21 protein-coding genes are annotated in these 14,622 nt (G+C 53.5%); 5 read left to right on the top strand and 16 right to left on the bottom strand.

What is annotated here, in order from left to right; translation table 11 throughout:
- Nucleotides 1-11: 11 nt before the first annotated feature.
- Both FCH32_RS08760 and FCH32_RS08765 read right to left on the bottom strand, forming a co-directional pair.
- Nucleotides 12-932, bottom strand: coding sequence for a dihydrodipicolinate synthase family protein (locus FCH32_RS08760; protein ID WP_174360745.1), 921 nt, complete (start codon nt 930-932; stop codon nt 12-14).
- Nucleotides 933-1,070: 138 nt separating this feature from the next.
- Nucleotides 1,071-1,886, bottom strand: a complete 816-nt coding sequence (locus tag FCH32_RS08765) for an AraC family transcriptional regulator (protein ID WP_117342384.1) — start codon at nt 1,884-1,886, stop codon at nt 1,071-1,073.
- 309 nt (nt 1,887-2,195) lie between these two features.
- Between FCH32_RS08765 and FCH32_RS08770 the strand changes: the two genes are divergently transcribed.
- The 4 genes from FCH32_RS08770 to FCH32_RS08785 are packed head-to-tail and all read left to right on the top strand — an operon-like array spanning nt 2,196 to nt 5,731.
- On the top strand, nt 2,196-3,137 hold the full coding sequence (locus FCH32_RS08770) for a 4-hydroxyproline epimerase (RefSeq protein ID WP_174360746.1): 942 nt from the start codon (nt 2,196-2,198) through the stop codon (nt 3,135-3,137).
- Nucleotides 3,134-4,237 (top strand): FAD-dependent oxidoreductase, encoded by a 1,104-nt coding sequence (locus tag FCH32_RS08775; protein WP_174360747.1) that lies wholly within the window; start codon nt 3,134-3,136, stop codon nt 4,235-4,237. Before FCH32_RS08770 ends, FCH32_RS08775 begins: the two co-directional genes overlap by 4 nt.
- Entirely contained in the window at nt 4,234-4,488 is a 255-nt protein-coding gene (locus FCH32_RS08780; protein ID WP_174360748.1) for a (2Fe-2S)-binding protein, read from the top strand. Before FCH32_RS08775 ends, FCH32_RS08780 begins: the two co-directional genes overlap by 4 nt.
- Nucleotides 4,475-5,731 (top strand): NAD(P)/FAD-dependent oxidoreductase, encoded by a 1,257-nt coding sequence (locus FCH32_RS08785; RefSeq protein WP_174360749.1) that lies wholly within the window; start codon nt 4,475-4,477, stop codon nt 5,729-5,731. Before FCH32_RS08780 ends, FCH32_RS08785 begins: the two co-directional genes overlap by 14 nt.
- 464 nt (nt 5,732-6,195) lie before the next feature.
- Here the strand turns inward: FCH32_RS08785 and FCH32_RS23425 are convergent, their stop codons facing one another.
- From FCH32_RS23425 to FCH32_RS08850, 14 genes are all read right to left on the bottom strand, one after another.
- Complete coding sequence (locus FCH32_RS23425; protein WP_420838395.1) at nt 6,196-6,450, bottom strand: DUF5983 family protein; 255 nt, start codon at nt 6,448-6,450, stop codon at nt 6,196-6,198.
- A complete protein-coding gene (locus FCH32_RS08790) occupies nt 6,447-6,827 on the bottom strand; it encodes a TA system toxin CbtA family protein (RefSeq protein WP_174360750.1) in 381 nt (126 codons plus the stop codon). The genes FCH32_RS23425 and FCH32_RS08790 overlap by 4 nt, the downstream gene beginning before the upstream one ends.
- 62 nt (nt 6,828-6,889) lie before the next feature.
- A complete protein-coding gene (locus tag FCH32_RS08795; protein ID WP_174360751.1) occupies nt 6,890-7,258 on the bottom strand; it encodes a type IV toxin-antitoxin system YeeU family antitoxin in 369 nt (122 codons plus the stop codon).
- 21 nt (nt 7,259-7,279) lie between these two features.
- Nucleotides 7,280-7,501 (bottom strand): DUF987 domain-containing protein, encoded by a 222-nt coding sequence (locus FCH32_RS08800; RefSeq protein WP_174360752.1) that lies wholly within the window; start codon nt 7,499-7,501, stop codon nt 7,280-7,282.
- A gap of 9 nt (nt 7,502-7,510) precedes the next feature.
- Nucleotides 7,511-7,996: a RadC family protein gene (radC, locus tag FCH32_RS08805; RefSeq protein WP_244958400.1), complete on the bottom strand. Its 486-nt coding sequence runs from the start codon at nt 7,994-7,996 to the stop codon at nt 7,511-7,513.
- A gap of 54 nt (nt 7,997-8,050) precedes the next feature.
- Nucleotides 8,051-8,506: an antirestriction protein gene (locus FCH32_RS08810; protein ID WP_174360754.1), complete on the bottom strand. Its 456-nt coding sequence runs from the start codon at nt 8,504-8,506 to the stop codon at nt 8,051-8,053.
- Nucleotides 8,507-8,613: 107 nt separating this feature from the next.
- Complete coding sequence (locus tag FCH32_RS08815; RefSeq protein WP_174360755.1) at nt 8,614-8,853, bottom strand: DUF905 domain-containing protein; 240 nt, start codon at nt 8,851-8,853, stop codon at nt 8,614-8,616.
- Between the two features lie 76 nt (nt 8,854-8,929).
- Nucleotides 8,930-9,397 carry a protein YfjT gene (gene yfjT / locus FCH32_RS08820; RefSeq protein WP_174360756.1) on the bottom strand — a complete coding sequence of 156 codons (468 nt, stop codon included), beginning with the start codon at nt 9,395-9,397 and terminating at the stop codon, nt 8,930-8,932.
- Between the two features lie 23 nt (nt 9,398-9,420).
- Nucleotides 9,421-9,864, bottom strand: coding sequence for a YfjS/YafY family lipoprotein (locus FCH32_RS08825; RefSeq protein WP_059177452.1), 444 nt, complete (start codon nt 9,862-9,864; stop codon nt 9,421-9,423).
- Complete coding sequence (gene ypjK, locus FCH32_RS08830) at nt 9,864-10,100, bottom strand: protein YpjK (RefSeq protein WP_042015432.1); 237 nt, start codon at nt 10,098-10,100, stop codon at nt 9,864-9,866. Before ypjK ends, FCH32_RS08825 begins: the two co-directional genes overlap by 1 nt.
- Before the next feature lie 40 nt (nt 10,101-10,140).
- Nucleotides 10,141-10,842: a DeoR family transcriptional regulator gene (locus FCH32_RS08835; protein ID WP_059177451.1), complete on the bottom strand. Its 702-nt coding sequence runs from the start codon at nt 10,840-10,842 to the stop codon at nt 10,141-10,143.
- 218 nt (nt 10,843-11,060) lie between these two features.
- Nucleotides 11,061-11,882: a DUF932 domain-containing protein gene (locus FCH32_RS08840; RefSeq protein WP_174360757.1), complete on the bottom strand. Its 822-nt coding sequence runs from the start codon at nt 11,880-11,882 to the stop codon at nt 11,061-11,063.
- A gap of 92 nt (nt 11,883-11,974) precedes the next feature.
- Nucleotides 11,975-12,838 carry a GTPase family protein gene (locus FCH32_RS08845; RefSeq protein ID WP_174360758.1) on the bottom strand — a complete coding sequence of 288 codons (864 nt, stop codon included), beginning with the start codon at nt 12,836-12,838 and terminating at the stop codon, nt 11,975-11,977.
- 123 nt (nt 12,839-12,961) lie between these two features.
- A complete protein-coding gene (locus FCH32_RS08850) occupies nt 12,962-13,723 on the bottom strand; it encodes a hypothetical protein (RefSeq protein WP_174360759.1) in 762 nt (253 codons plus the stop codon).
- A 287-nt stretch (nt 13,724-14,010) separates the two neighbouring features.
- Here FCH32_RS08850 and FCH32_RS08855 point away from each other — a divergent pair, with 287 nt between their 5' ends.
- A complete protein-coding gene (locus tag FCH32_RS08855; RefSeq protein WP_153880691.1) occupies nt 14,011-14,589 on the top strand; it encodes a rolling circle replication-associated protein in 579 nt (192 codons plus the stop codon).
- Nucleotides 14,590-14,622 lie beyond the last annotated feature (33 nt).

Below are 14,622 nucleotides of genomic sequence, written 5' to 3' on the forward strand. Positions count from 1 at the left end.
CGCTCCTTTACTTAAAGGCCGACATCCGGCAGCTGTGGTCGGGTCGCCAGCGCCTTCTCAACAATCGCCACCACTTGCGCACGGGTATCCCCTTCCAGCGCCAGACGCGGTGGGCGGGTAATGGCGCTACCGCGCCCCAGCAATTCTTCACAGAGCTTGATGCACTGCACCAGATCCGGACGCACATCCAGATGCAGCAGCGGCATAAACCAGCGGTAGAGCGCCATCGCTTCCTCATAACGCTGCTGTTTTGCCAGGCGGAACAATGTCTCTCCTTCACGCGGGAAGGCGTTTGACATCCCGGAGATCCAACCTTCTGCCCCAACGGCGATACTCTCTACCACCACATCATCCAGCCCGGCGAACAGCACAAAGCGGTCGCCAACGGAATTACGCAGGTCGATAAAACGGCGGGTATCGCCGGAGGAGTCTTTGAAGCAGACGATGTTGTCGCAGTCGGCGAGCGTGGCCAGAATGTCCGGCGTCACGTCGTTTTTGTAAATCGGCGGGTTGTTGTACACCATGATCGGCAGGTCGGTAGCCATAGCCACACTGCGGAAGTGGGCCGCCGTTTCATGTGGTTTTGAGGAATACACCAGCGCAGGCATCACCATAATGCCGTCAACGCCCACGTGCTCAGCCTCTTTCGCCATCTTCTGTGCAAACGCGGTGGTGAATTCGGCCACCCCCGCAATGACCGGGATCTGACCGCCCGCAGCGTCTTTCGCCACTTCGATGATCTGCAGCTTTTCCTGCGTGGTCAGAGAGGTGTTCTCCCCCACGCTGCCGCACACCACCAGGCCAGAAACACCATCCTTGACCAGGTTTTTCATTACCGTGTGGGTGGCATCCAAATCCAGGGAATAATCGCTGCGAAACTGGGTGCTGACTGCCGGGAATACACCGCTCCAGTGAATGGCTTTCTTACTCATGTTCGGTTCCTTGTCGTCAATTTGTTAATTTAAAGTGAATGAATGGTGAATATTCACTGACAGATTGACGTTTCAGGCGACCGACTGCTTGGTGGTTTTCTTCCTCTTTGATGACGAAATTAGCACAGTGCGCGTGTTTTACCCGGCGAGCGTGAGGCGGAAATCACGCGGTGTAGAGCCCGTCATCGCCTTAAACTGGCGGCTAAACGCGCTGTGATCGGTATAACCACACTGCAACGCAATATCAGTAATCGGCGTATCGCCCGCCAGCAGTTCGGTGGCTTTTTCCAGTCGAACTTTGTGGATCATCTGGCGCGGTGTGAGATGAAAAATACGCTTGCAGTAGCGTTCAATTTGCGCGACCGACATGCCACTCAGGGCGGTTAGCTCTTCCATCGCAATGGGCCGGTGGTAATGGTTGCGGATATGATCATCGACGATCGCCAGCCGCTGCCACGCCGGGTGACGCGCCTGCGCTTCCTGCAGATCGTGTGAAATTCCTGCCATACCGATGACCTGGCCCTGCGTATCCCGCAACGCCAGTTTCTGGGTCAAACACCAGCCACGTTCGCGACCGTTGTAGAGATGCATTTCCAGCTGATCGCGCAGCGTTACCCCTTCGCGCAGCACCCGCATATCCTGCTCGGTATAGCCCAGCCCAAGCGCCGAAGGGAAAACATCGGCAGAGGTTTTGCCCAGCAGGGAGACCACAGTCTTAAACCCGCAGCGACGTGCCAGGGTCATATTGACCATCAAATAGCGAGCCTGCACATCTTTGATAAAAAAAACCACATTCGGAATGGCATTAAGCAGTGGCGCAATCAATGCCATCGCATGGAGCAACGTCTGGATATTGTCCGGACGCTGCCGCGCCAGCCCTTCACATATCTGGCTAAGTTCAGCCACTTCCAGCACCGGCGACAGGGCCCGCACATCATCAATCACACAGGACATCATGCTTCCTCCCGATTAGTGACCTGAATATTTATTAACTTTTTGTTAACTGAGCAAGTGTCCTTACCGCGTTTTGCGATCCTGCCGTAGGTTTATAATTTCCCCTTTTCCAACCACTGGCGCGGTTGCCTTTTTTGGTTTACCACACCACTAACCAAATGATTAATAAAAAAATAAATATGACAAAGCCCTAACAATGATGCCGGCCATTATGCTGATTTCGTCATTTGGCGTGACGAAAGCGATCAAGCAAGAACGCAAGGCTTGCGTCAGCATTTAGCAACAAAGTATTAACCTTCTGGAGATCCTATGACAGCGCAGTACAGTGAACTGAGAGTGATTGATTCCCACACCGGCGGTGAACCTACTCGCCTGGTCATTGACGGTTTTCCGGATCTGGGTACGGGGAACATGGCCGAGCGTCGGGCGCGTTTTTCCCGCGACTACGACGACTGGCGTAAAGCCATTATTCTTGAGCCACGCGGTAACGACGTCCTGGTCGGCGCATTACTCTGTGAACCTGTTTCGCCACAAGCCACGGCAGGGGTCATCTTCTTTAACAACTGCGGCTTTCTGAATATGTGCGGCCACGGCACCATCGGGCTTATTGCCTCGCTGGCATGGCTTGGCCGCATTCAACCCGGTAAACATCTGATTGAAACGCCGGTGGGCGATGTGACCGCCACGCTGCACGAAGATGGCAGTGTCTCGGTCGAAAACGTTCCGGCATACCGCTGGCGTAAGCAGGTACAAGTTGAAACCGTTCACGGTACGGTAACGGGTGACATCGCCTGGGGCGGCAACTGGTTCTTCCTCGTCAACGATCATCCGTTCGCGGTCACGCCGGACAAGATCCCTGAATTGACGGCATACGCATGGGCAATCCGTGAAGGGTTAGATCGTGCAAGCATCCGTGGCGAACATGAGGGCATTATCGATCATATCGAACTGTTTGCGGAGGATGATCACGCGGACAGCCGCAACTTTGTACTCTGTCCAGGTAAAGCCTGGGATCGCTCCCCCTGCGGCACCGGCACCAGCGCCAAGCTGGCCTGCCTGGCAGAGGACGGTAAACTCAAATCCGGAGAGTCCTGGCGGCAGGCAAGCATCATCGGCAGTGAATTTACGGCGCATTTCGTGCCGCATGGCGACAAGATCGTCCCGACGATCCGCGGAGAAGCATGGGTCTGCGGTGATAACCGGCTGATCCTCAATCCTGACGATCCGTTCTGCTGGGGGATCGTGCTGTGACCGAAAGTGACGTTATTGTCATCGGAGCCGGGATTATCGGTGCCGCCTGCGCCTGGCAGTTGGCCGCTCGCGGGCAGCGCGTCACGCTGGTCGATGACGGCAACCCGGGCGCGACGGCGGCAGGCATGGGCCACCTGGTGTGCATGGATGACGATCCTGCGGAGCTCGCCCTCTCCGCCAGGTCTCTGGCGAGCTGGCGCAAACTGACGCCCCGGATGCCGGAAAGCTGCGCCTGGCGCGGATGCGGCACGCTGTGGCTGGCAGAAACGCCGCAAGAGCTTGCGCTGGCAGAAGAAAAGAAACAACGGATGGCACAATACCAGGTTGTCAGCGAAATGCAGACCCGCGATCAGCTTGCCGCACGTGAACCGCTGCTCACCGCCGGGCTCACCGGCGGGCTGTGGGTCCCCGACGACGGGATAGTTTACGCCCCAAACGTCGCCCGCTGGTTCATTGACGATGCCGATTTAACCCATCTTCGTGATAGCGCCCTCTCTGTTGATGCCCCCTACGTCACCCTACGCAGCGGCAAACGACTGCGCGCACGCGCCATCGTCATCGCCAATGGTCTGGGGGCCAACACGCTGTTGGATGAACACTGGCTCAGGGCAAAAAAAGGCCAGTTGGCGATCACCGACCGTTACGGCCCCTTGCTCAGCCACCAACTGGTAGAGTTGGGATACGGTGCCAGCGCCCATGCAGGCGGCACCTCTGTGGCATTTAACATTCAGCCGCGCCCCACCGGACAGCTGCTGATTGGCTCCTCCCGCCAGTTCGATAACACCGACCGCGAGGTTGATCTCCCCTTGCTGGCACAGATGCTGGCGCGAGCGCACCATTTTTTACCGTCTCTGGAGACGCTTAATATCATCCGCTGCTGGAGCGGTTTTCGGGCAGCATCCGCTGACGGCAACCCGCTGATTGGCCCACACCCCACTCGTCCGGGTATATGGCTGGCGCTGGGGCATGAAGGTCTGGGCGTCACGACCGCACCGGCAACCGCCGAGTTACTCTGCGCCCAGATCCTGGGTGAACGCCCGGCGATATCTCCGGATGCCTGGCTCCCCGCACGCCTGCACAAGCAGGAGGCCATCGCATGACAACTCTGAACGTGAAAATCGACGGCCAGACCTGTGAGGTTCCCGTCGGAATAAGTATTGCGGCAGCACTGGCCCTGATGGGCAACGGCGTGACCCGCCGTTCGGTCAGCGGCAAACTGCGCGCGCCCTTCTGCGGAATGGGTGTGTGTCAGGAGTGCCGCATCACGGTGAACGGGCGCCGGGTGCTGGCCTGTCAGACAGAATGCCAGCCCGAAATGGTGATTGAAAGGAGCCATCATGCAAAGCGTTGACTGTGAGATCCTGATCCTTGGCGCAGGGCCAGCCGGATTGTCGGCGGCACTGGCTGCCGCACGTTGTGGAAAATCGGTGGTGATCCTCGATGACAACCCGCGCCCCGGCGGGCAAATCTGGCGCGACGGGCCGCAGGTTTCGCTCCCCCGGCACGCCCGGCAGCTTCGTCAGGCGGTGGCGGAACACCCCCGCGTTACGCTGCTGAACGGTGCCCGGCTCATTGCCCGTCCCACCCCACATTCCGTTGTCTTCGAAACCGCAGACGACTGCGGCGAAATCCGCTGGCAGCGACTGATTTTATGCTGCGGTGCCAGAGAGCTCTCGCTACCTTTTCCCGGCTGGACGCTACCCGGCGTGACGGGTGCCGGAGGCCTGCAGGCCCAGATAAAACACGGCCTGCAGGTCAAGGGGGAACGCGTGGTCATTGCAGGCAGCGGTCCACTTCTGCTGGCGGTCGCCAGTACGGTGAAACGCGCTGGCGGGAATATTGTGGCCATCATCGAACAGGCACCGATGACCACACTGGCCCGTTTCGCGACAGGGCTTTGGCGTTGGCCGGAAAAATTGCGCCAGTTGGGCGAGCTCTTTCCGGCCCGCTATCACCCGGCAAGCCAGGTCATCCATGCGCAGGGGGATTCCTGTCTTCAGTCTGTAACCGTACGTCACCAGGACAGAAACCGGGAGATCGTCTGCGACAGGCTGGCTATCGGCTACGGACTGGTACCGAATATTGAACCCGGCGCAATCTTTGGCTGCAAAACAGAAAACCAGGCGATTTGGGTCGATGCAGAGCAATGCACCAGTGTGCAGAATATCTATGCGGCAGGGGAATGCACAGGTTTTGGCGGCAGCGAGCTGGCGTTAGCCGAGGGAGAAATTGCTGGCTACGTCGCAGCAGATTGTCCGGAAAAGGCCCAAACCGCCATAGCCGCGCGCGCGCGCTGGCAGCGTTTTGCACAGGCACTGCATGCGACATTTGCGCTGCCGGAGTCGCTCAAAGCCGCGATCACCGCGGATACGCTGCTGTGTCGTTGTGAGGATATTCGCTGTGGAGATGTACAAAATGCTGAAAACTGGCAAACAGCAAAGCTTGCGTCACGCTGTGGTATGGGTGCCTGTCAGGGAAAAGTCTGCGCCACCAGCGCCCACTGGCTGTACGGCTGGCCGCTACCGCAACCGCGCGAACCGCTCTCCCCCGCGCGAGTCGACACGCTTATCCATCTCGCAAAACCAGAGGGCTGATTTATTTGTTCCCGCGCTTTGCAATATGGCGATTCACACTCAGAGCGATGATGAGTGTCCTTTCAACGATTCTGCGTGGGTACAAATATTATCGAACCGGGATATACCTGCAGATGTACCTACATCAGCAGGTTGATGTAAATTGAATCAGGTTGACTTAGGTTGAGTGAAAAAGCGTGGAAAGCCTTGCGGATACTGGATTTCAGGCATAAAAAAAGACGTCTGTTGACGTCTGATTTTTCGCTTTTGGTGCGAAGGCCGGACTCGCATTTTCAACATAACCATCTGAATAATATAAATATAAAAACAAAACGAATCGCTTTATATACTCACTTATATACTCAATAAATTTTAGTTTACAACCATTAAGAATCAATGAGTTAAGCCAAGTGGTATATTCCCAGCTTTAAGCCGTTTTTGCTAGTAAGAAACAGCGGCAAAAGACTAGTTTCAACGGGGCGTAACTAACATCCCCGATATCCTCTTTGGTGATATGTGCAGTATTGCACTGGCTCCCCCTTAATATTACCGTTGGGGGGCAACGGCGAAACGACATGAACATGCCCGGGTTCATCAGCAATGTGAAAGGTTCCGTCGTTAGTATTTACGGCATCAATCAGCTCAGTCAGTTCCCCCCCCCACCAACGTCTACGGCTATTTCCATATTGAGCACCCAGAACACTGATATTGTCAGCGTTAACTCTCAGACCAATTTTCATCGTTTGGGCTCCAGCAGTTTGTTGCCACCAGTGATATCGGCCACCATTCTGTAACTGTTGCGGGTCATCAGGCCGCAGGCTTTACGGGCAAGTAGGATATCGATACGGGTAACAAGTGCTGACTGCTCAGTGAAACTGAATCCCGGGCAGTCGGTGCGCACCAGTTCGTATTTTTCAACGATAAAATTGACGGCATCGCACAGCGATATACCAGCGTCAATGTGTGCCTGAATGATGCGCTTGTCGGCAAAGGGGGTGTCATTCAGTGCCAGGCCATAGTGCTGCGCCAACAAATGGGTCAGTAACATCTGCCAGACTTCGGCTGGTGACGGGCAGGCGCGAGCCGCCCGTTCTGGTGAAACAGGTAAGGTTTGCATGCTAATACTCTCATTTGTAGATGAAGAAAAGGGGGAATAAGAGGGACAGTGGTAACGGTGTGTTATGCGTTTATCGTGGGGGTGGGATAAATCGAAATATACAGATAACCGCAACTACCCCTCGTGTCTGCGTCGCAGGTTAATCCTTTCGCATGCATCGTGACACAGTGCGGGTGGCGGGGATTAAGCACCCCGCTGCTCAGCATTAGTTCTAACTGTTTCAGCAGCAGCGGGAAGGCCTGGTCGAGGTGACGCAAATCTTCATTACTGAATGTACCGGTGATACTGCCGCGGTCAGCCAGGTAGTGCAGACGGTTGCCTTCCTGCACCAGACGTGCGCCAAAGCACGGGGTGATATCGCGCTTCAGCCCCCACCAGGGCTCTGTGACGTCATGATTTACGGCGGGTGTAGCTGGTGTTGTTTGCGACAAGGTAGTGCTCCTTAAATAAGGTTAATTGAGGGTGACGCTGCGCAGGACCACATACGGGCCATGGCGGTCCTGACGACGTTCAGCAAAGACCGCCAGCACCCCACGGATGTCCTGGACCTCACGACCGGCATAATGGCAGACGCTGCCGGACCATTTGTATTTTCCAGTACAGAAGCGAAACAACCGGGATTCGGGATGCTGACGGTATATCGTCATCGCCTGGCGTTTACTGATAATTTTCATTCCCCCTCCCTACAGCCAGCCACGTTCGGCAAAGGAGACGATACCCATCCCGCCGATGACCAGGTGGTCCGGCAGGCGAACATCAACAAGGGTGAGTGCAGTTTTCAGGCGCGCCGTAACCTGGCGGTCGGCATCACTGGGTTCGGCATGCCCTGACGGATGATTGTGGGCAAGGATGACGGCAGCAGCGTTATATTTCAGCGCTGCCTTCACCACCTCACGGGGATGCACCTCTGTGTGGTTGATTGTACCGGTGAACAGTGTTTCGTGAGTAATGAGGCAGTTCTGATTGTCGAGGAACAGAACCATGAACACTTCGCGCTCTTCCCTTGCCAGCTGCAGGCGCAGCCAGTCCCGGACTGCACTGCTGGAGGTGAAGACCACACCGGGTTCACGTAGCTGGCGTTCCAGGATGTTCAGCGCGCTCCGCAGAGTTCGCTGTGCATGCGGGGACAGGACAGATGGTGGGTGAGGATGAATTAATGAAGGGAACATATCGGATTGTGACGGTGCGGGTAACAATGTGGTGTTCGTCATAGGCAGCAATTCCTAATCAATGATGCGCATAATCGCGTGACATTCTGGGTGGCGGAGTGCGTAGTCGCGCAGACGGTAATAATGCTCAGTCATGGTGTCGCATTCGGTACGACAGGCATGATGACTGTACTCAATGAGACAGACCGCAATACCAGCGGCTTCAGTGCTCATTCCTGCATCGTTACCGTTCATGTTGTTGAACAGTATCCATTTTTCTTCATTGCCGCTGCTGGCCTCCGGTGCCATAAAGGCTCCACCGTTGCTCAGCGTGTAAAAACTCCAGATACCGCCGCCGTAATCCTCACAGAAGCGGTCCATCCAGGTGAAGATGCGGGGTTCCAGCGTTATCCACTGCGGAATGGTGCCGAAGTGTTGCGGCCAGAAGCCGATGCGTTGTTCATCGGGTACTGGCGTGGCGGTGATAATTAGCTGTGGCTCGTTAGCCGGGGTGAGGGTGTGTTGTGTCATGGTGCTCTCCGGGAATGAAAACGCCAGCGACTCAGGCTGGCGTGATGGCGAATAAATGATGTGGTGTGAAGAGTGTTGTTGTGCTATCGGGTTAAGTGCGCGAGGAATTAGTGTGCTGATGGCTCCTTCAGAATACCGTACTGCCGGATATAAGGGTTAAGCCCGGCTCCGGCGTCAGACTCAAAACTCCATGCCCGCCAGGCCATCCGGCCTTCGCGGTCACGAACGACCAGGCGGAAATGGCTGTGCTGGTCATCTTCAATGGTGATATTGCGGTACGTTGCCGTGACAGCTTCCGCCTGTGCCCGGGTGAAAGGACCCGGTGGCAGTAACACTGACTGGAACATTTCAGGCTCCTGATGAAAGAAAACCCCGGCAGCCTGGTGGCTGTCGGGGTTGGATTGCATGTCGAAAATGAATGTATCAGTCGTTAGTGCAGTTCGCTAACGTTGGCAGGACCTTTTGTGCATTCTGCACATCAGATTTAAACGTTCCAACTTTCCTGTCATTGATGTAGACATCAAACTGCGAGGCCTTGCGAATATCCATGATGAAGCCGTACCAGGCGTTATCCCCGTTACGCCAGCCCAGGCTGGACGGAATGGGGTATTGCTGATGGTTCATCACCACCGTGATGTCGGTACCGTCATCATGCGAACTGACCGTTTTGTCTCCCGCGAGGGTAAGAAAAACCGAGTGCTGGTAGATACCGTTCTGGTCCGGATTTTCCGTACAGTTGATGGTAAACATCTTCCCACTGGCGTCCGTCACGCTGTATTCCGCATTGCCCTGGCCGTAACCCTGCTGCCAGAGTCCGGGAACCGCAGAAGCATTAAAGCTCGCGAGCAGTACGCCTGCCAGCACAAACCGGCTGAGTGAATGTGTTTTCATTCCTGTTTCCTTTATCTTTGTTTTTATTCCTGATTATCAGGATTTGACGGTATCAGCAGCCGCCCCATCAGTTTGCCGTCATGGGAGTATTCGAAGTATTTTTCCTTCGTATACGGGTCCGTGATCTCGTGGTATTCCAGTTTGATGTTGTCGGCAATACACAGCGCATTCATCAGCGGCTGCACGGTTTTTTCCTCCATATCCACCAGGTAGTAATAACTGCCGCCCTCGCAACCTTCCGGCGACTGACGGGTACGTAAGACCTGCAGAGTGAGACCTGTGGAGAAGCCAATCTGTGCCCATTCCTCACTGACATCATCCTGGCGGCTGACCACGTCACTGAAGCGCGGAGGCGTGAGGTCCTTGAATTTGCTGATGGCTTTCAGGTCATCACTCCTGTCATCGCAGGCGCTCAGCAACAGGGTGGTGGCAACCAGTGTCAGCAGAGGGAGTGTTTTACGTTTCATTATTTTTTTCCTGAAATCAGACGAACGACTTTGGCAAAGACATAAATCCCCACGAAAATGCCTACCGGAACACCGACGAACGGCGTCAGCGCAACACTGGCAGCACCGGCTGCGCCACCGCCTGTCAGCAGTGCGGCAACGGTGCCAAGTGTCAGGGCCGTGAGGCTGTCAGACACCCCGGTTTTGTTCAGAATGATGACGATGACAACAATGGCGATAATGGCAATAACGGGCATAGGGTTCCTCCCTGTTGCCGGGTTGATAACAAAGCCTGTGCTATTCCGGTGGGTTGTCAGCCGGAACAAACGCAAGCAGTGACTGCTGGATAAAACGAAAATGGGGCAAGGCCTGAATGAACACCGGTTCTTCAGCCAGGCGGCACAGACTGTCATTACGGCGGAACGTCTCCTGCAGGGGCTGAACCAGATGGATTTCATCCAGGGTGAATACGGCGATATGTCCGCCGTGCTCACCCACCAGGTACCAGGCCTGCTGGTGGATGAGCAACCGACAGGGAGCCAGTCGCTCACAGCGCTGTCCATCCGCAATCAGCATCACCCGCCTGCGCCCGGTAATAGCCTGAATCAACCGCCAGAAAGACAATGAGCCAGACGGTGAAGGGAGCGGACTGGCGGGCGATATCACGCAAGGAGACTCGTCACACATCAGCAGTGCGTTCACCAGGCGTCGGTCAAGGCCAGGGAAAAGCCCGGCCAGCCCGCTCCGGTGGGCAAAGATAAGCACATCTGGCACCATCTGCATCTCACTGCCAGCAGTACGTAAGCGGCAGTAGCCGGACTGATATTCCAGGTCCAGATACATCAGCCGCTCACGAAAATCCCGCCGCAGTGTGCGCACTGACACGCCAAACTCAGCGGCCAGTTTGCGTATGCTCAGCGTTTCCCCCGCCACCAGACGGCTGATTATCAGTGACAGCCTGACAGCCAGCCGGTCATGGCGGCGTTCTGCCTGTATCATGAATGGTTCTCCGTGAAAGTTAACTGACTGAAAATGATGTGAATATTTTAAAGAGGGGTGTGGACAGGGTATGGACACTGCAGAAACTATTTTTCATTTCTGCAAAAGTCAGATGTGGTGGGGGTTACAGGTCATCTTCGAGGGAGTGAGATCTGTCAGTACGTTGCAATGCGGACAGGTGGTGTCCGATATTAACAACATGGCAACAATGGGAATGACTACTGCAGTTGTGTAAGCAACGTTTCCGCCATCACCCACAGTGCCCGGTTAAGCTTCACATCCCCGTCAATGCCACGTACCGCACGGGTGTGCGTCCGCCCGCCTTTAACATTACGGCCACTGAGTCCGCCCTTAATCAGGTTTTCCTGCACGCGCTGATAAGTGGTCCACAGGTCATTGCTCTCATCCTGCCAGCGGCGCGGGGAGAGTATCTGCGATTCGGTCACGGGCTGGTGGTCCTCGCCAAAGCGGTAGGTGAGCGCAGCCTTTGCCAGTGCCCGCTGCGCGGGAGGCGGCAACAGTAGTGACTGCATGGCATCGCGCTTTTCTTCCACCCGGTCAAAAATCCCCAGCACCTCATAGGCCCCTTCAATCACCTGACTCACCACGTCCCCTTTGTGTGGCACCCTTACTTCACCAAACGACTCGCCGCAGACAAGGCCGTTCTGACACACGGCACGAAATAACCCCGGAAGCATCTGATACGAACTGGTGCCATCGTGAGAGTTGAGCAGGATAATTTCCGGTACCTGTTTACCGGTAATCTGTCCCTCCCGACGCAGGCGCAGCATATGCTTCGTATGCTCCCGACGACCCGGGTCACGCACCCGGGTCTGACAGGCAAAGAACGGCTGAAAACCTTCCCGCTGCAGACTGTCCAGCAGAGAGATGGTCGGTATGTACGTGTATCGCTCACTGCGGGATGCGTGTTTATCCTCGCTGAATACGCTGGGCACCACCCGAAACAACTCTTCACGGGTTAACGGACGGTCACGACGGATAAGGTTTGCTGCGCCAAAGCGCGAAGCCAGACGGGTCATAGCTAAACTCCTCATTACTGGAAAAATAGATACAGGAAAACCCTGTCGCTTAAGCGACAGGGCCTGGGGAATAACAGGAAAGGGTTAAATACTCAGAAGAAGAAATCCCAGACGGCGCGGGCCACGGACACCACTGTGGTGCGCACGGCCTGAATGATGGCCCGCACCGGGGCAGGTATCAGGGGAAAGGCGCTGACTGAATCAAGTACTGTACCTATGGTTTCACCAAAATCATTCCGGGCCTGCTCCTGGACTACCGTTGTGTGAAAGGGGCGCTGCAGATGCACTACTACCGGGCTGCTGGCCTCGCGTGGCAGGCACTTAATCATCTGCTCTGCCATCACCCGTACTCCCCACTGCAGACGGACCGATATGACACACACCGGATGCACGGGCTGGAACAGTTCGTGCAGCAGGCAGATTTTACGGCTGATATTTTGTTTCTGCTCTGTGGACAATTTATCTCCACCGCTGCCAGGCTCGGCCTTGTCCGTCTGACTGATTACGAACAGCACCTTATGCCGGTATGCTTCACCGATCACCTGCTGGTAAAAATGCTCATCTGTTACCAGTGCCCGGTCATCGGCCTTAATCAGCCACAGCACCAGGTCAAGCCGGGGAAGCTGGTCTCGATACAGCGCAGCATACTCGTTGTCACGTGCACCACTTTCGCCTACACCGGGCAGGTCCACCAGTGTCATAAACCGTTCGCCAACCTGCAGGCGAAATCGCAAAGGTTCACGGGTACAGGCCGCCACATCGCTGACCGGCGATACTTCACCGGCAAACAAAGCATTACAGAGTGACGATTTCCCCGCTCCGGTTTTTCCCATAATGCCGATCGCTGGTTCATAATGGGTTAACTGATTAATCTGCTGCAATATACGTTCAGACACCCATTGCGGCAGGCCGGAAAGCGAATGGTTTAATGACTGTAAACCTCGAGAGGTATTCATGGAAACTCCTGCAATTAATAAAACTAAAACGGCAGAACCGTGAAGTTCTGCCGTTATGCTGGTATGTTCATGAAGATGATATATATCTGAGATTTGTTTAAATTACGTAACGCTCACCAATAATCAATCTAAATACTTCCAGTATTCATAAGGAAAGTTGATAGTGACATTGGGTGGGTAAAGTTGATGGGACAAAGCTTTATCAATGGGCATAGCAGCTATAAAAATAAAACCATCCCGAAAGGCAGTTACAGGAACCCATGAAATGTAAGCAGCGTTTAAATGTTTTTTATTTCTGCGCATGTAGTCATCAATCCCAAAATTACAAAAATCAATAGCGCGTACATAACAAATCGATTGAATATCAAACAAATATTTATCAATAACAAATAATGGAATTTCCACCTCAATTAAATCAAATTCAAACCTCTCGACAACCTTACTTTTTATGCATAAATAAACATAATTAGATTTTTCATCCCCTTCTCTCCTGTGAGTTTTTATAATTCCCTCTATCTTTTCAATAAACCCCTCTCTGTAAGAATTCCATTCATCTAACACAGGAAGTGAAAAATTAGTTATAGGTTCATGGCGGACGCAGAAAACAAGTTTTCCGGAGAGAGAGTGAAGATATTTAAGTGTGGAATTATCTTTATGCTGCTGTGTTTCGAAGTGACGAACCTCATGATAAAACATGCTAAAAAGTCTGTTTTCAACCTCCTGAGTAATTCTATTTTGATATGTCACAAAATCAAGAATAGGTGCAGTGGAACGCAATAACTCACATATTACTTTAGAACGTGATGTGCCATTGGATTCGGCATACCTGTCGATTGAATCAATCGTTAAATTATCATCGGTATTAAATGTTATTCTCTTTATCATAATTGTTATGCATTTTATTGATTATGCATAACAACATATCACGAAGGACCGTAAAGCGCCAGATCGCACTGCAATACTTCAGATTTCGCGCACACATTTCTTCCTGTGTAAGGCCACCATGCGAACCTGCGATAGAATCCTTGAAACCATCAGTTCTTACTGATTTAAGGTTAATTAGTATTATCACCCGGAGTTAACCATCTTCCTCCTGTAATCAATACTCATCCCTGTATAAAAAATACATCACACATCTATCTATTGAACCCCGTTTAGTTTGAGGATAGATCATGAAAGAACCCTACAATGCTAACCCTAATTACCCTATGCATCGTTTACTTCTCGAAGATATAAACCACCACCTGGATGAAATGTTTGAGCGTTATTCCCGCTTACTGGCTTTTCGTATGGATTTTGGCTGGAAACAAGGAAGTGAACGCTCGCAGCGTAATCTCATGGATGAGATGGAGGGCGAGATACAGCACCTGATGGACGTGGTAATTGGCCGAAAGATGGTTATTGGGTACTACTGGGTAATTGAATACAGACAACGTAAGGGGCTACATGTACATGCCATGATTTATCTTGATGGGCAGAAGCATCGGAAATGTTATCCGACCTCGCGTGCGATAGGTGAAGAATGGCGCAGCTTAACAGACGATGAAGGTCTCTTTCATCTGTGTTCCAAGAAAAAGCATTTCGTTGCAAGCTCCGGAACAATAGTGGATCACCGCAATAGGCAAGCAGTTGATGAACTACGTTACGTAATCAGTTATTTAGCCAAATCTGAGCAAAAGTCACGAGGGGTTATTGCAGGTATGAATGCTATACCTCCCCGCAGCCGTAGAGGCAGGCCCAGGAAGGAATAGCGACAAGTAAATATTGAGCCGAAGTTTTTTTAC

This window comes from Citrobacter gillenii (assembly GCF_013337685.1).
Lineage (GTDB): Bacteria > Pseudomonadota > Gammaproteobacteria > Enterobacterales > Enterobacteriaceae > Citrobacter > Citrobacter gillenii.

What these genes read in the sequence shown, in the direction of transcription:
- FCH32_RS08760 (WP_174360745.1), bottom strand. Translation starts at nt 932, where the DNA reads ATGAGTAAGAAAGCCATTCACTGGAGCGGTGTATTCCCGGCAGTCAGC.
- FCH32_RS08765 (WP_117342384.1), bottom strand. Translation starts at nt 1,886, where the DNA reads ATGTCCTGTGTGATTGATGATGTGCGGGCCCTGTCGCCGGTGCTGGAA.
- FCH32_RS08770 (WP_174360746.1), top strand. Translation starts at nt 2,196, where the DNA reads ATGACAGCGCAGTACAGTGAACTGAGAGTGATTGATTCCCACACCGGC.
- FCH32_RS08780 (WP_174360748.1), top strand. Translation starts at nt 4,234, where the DNA reads ATGACAACTCTGAACGTGAAAATCGACGGCCAGACCTGTGAGGTTCCC.
- FCH32_RS08785 (WP_174360749.1), top strand. Translation starts at nt 4,475, where the DNA reads ATGCAAAGCGTTGACTGTGAGATCCTGATCCTTGGCGCAGGGCCAGCC.
- FCH32_RS23425 (WP_420838395.1), bottom strand. Translation starts at nt 6,450, where the DNA reads ATGAAAATTGGTCTGAGAGTTAACGCTGACAATATCAGTGTTCTGGGT.
- FCH32_RS08790 (WP_174360750.1), bottom strand. Translation starts at nt 6,827, where the DNA reads ATGCAAACCTTACCTGTTTCACCAGAACGGGCGGCTCGCGCCTGCCCG.
- FCH32_RS08800 (WP_174360752.1), bottom strand. Translation starts at nt 7,501, where the DNA reads ATGAAAATTATCAGTAAACGCCAGGCGATGACGATATACCGTCAGCAT.
- radC (WP_244958400.1), bottom strand. Translation starts at nt 7,996, where the DNA reads ATGTTCCCTTCATTAATTCATCCTCACCCACCATCTGTCCTGTCCCCG.
- FCH32_RS08810 (WP_174360754.1), bottom strand. Translation starts at nt 8,506, where the DNA reads ATGACACAACACACCCTCACCCCGGCTAACGAGCCACAGCTAATTATC.
- FCH32_RS08815 (WP_174360755.1), bottom strand. Translation starts at nt 8,853, where the DNA reads ATGTTCCAGTCAGTGTTACTGCCACCGGGTCCTTTCACCCGGGCACAG.
- yfjT (WP_174360756.1), bottom strand. Translation starts at nt 9,397, where the DNA reads ATGAAAACACATTCACTCAGCCGGTTTGTGCTGGCAGGCGTACTGCTC.
- FCH32_RS08825 (WP_059177452.1), bottom strand. Translation starts at nt 9,864, where the DNA reads ATGAAACGTAAAACACTCCCTCTGCTGACACTGGTTGCCACCACCCTG.
- ypjK (WP_042015432.1), bottom strand. Translation starts at nt 10,100, where the DNA reads ATGCCCGTTATTGCCATTATCGCCATTGTTGTCATCGTCATCATTCTG.
- FCH32_RS08835 (WP_059177451.1), bottom strand. Translation starts at nt 10,842, where the DNA reads ATGATACAGGCAGAACGCCGCCATGACCGGCTGGCTGTCAGGCTGTCA.
- FCH32_RS08840 (WP_174360757.1), bottom strand. Translation starts at nt 11,882, where the DNA reads ATGACCCGTCTGGCTTCGCGCTTTGGCGCAGCAAACCTTATCCGTCGT.
- FCH32_RS08845 (WP_174360758.1), bottom strand. Translation starts at nt 12,838, where the DNA reads ATGAATACCTCTCGAGGTTTACAGTCATTAAACCATTCGCTTTCCGGC.
- FCH32_RS08850 (WP_174360759.1), bottom strand. Translation starts at nt 13,723, where the DNA reads ATGATAAAGAGAATAACATTTAATACCGATGATAATTTAACGATTGAT.
- FCH32_RS08855 (WP_153880691.1), top strand. Translation starts at nt 14,011, where the DNA reads ATGAAAGAACCCTACAATGCTAACCCTAATTACCCTATGCATCGTTTA.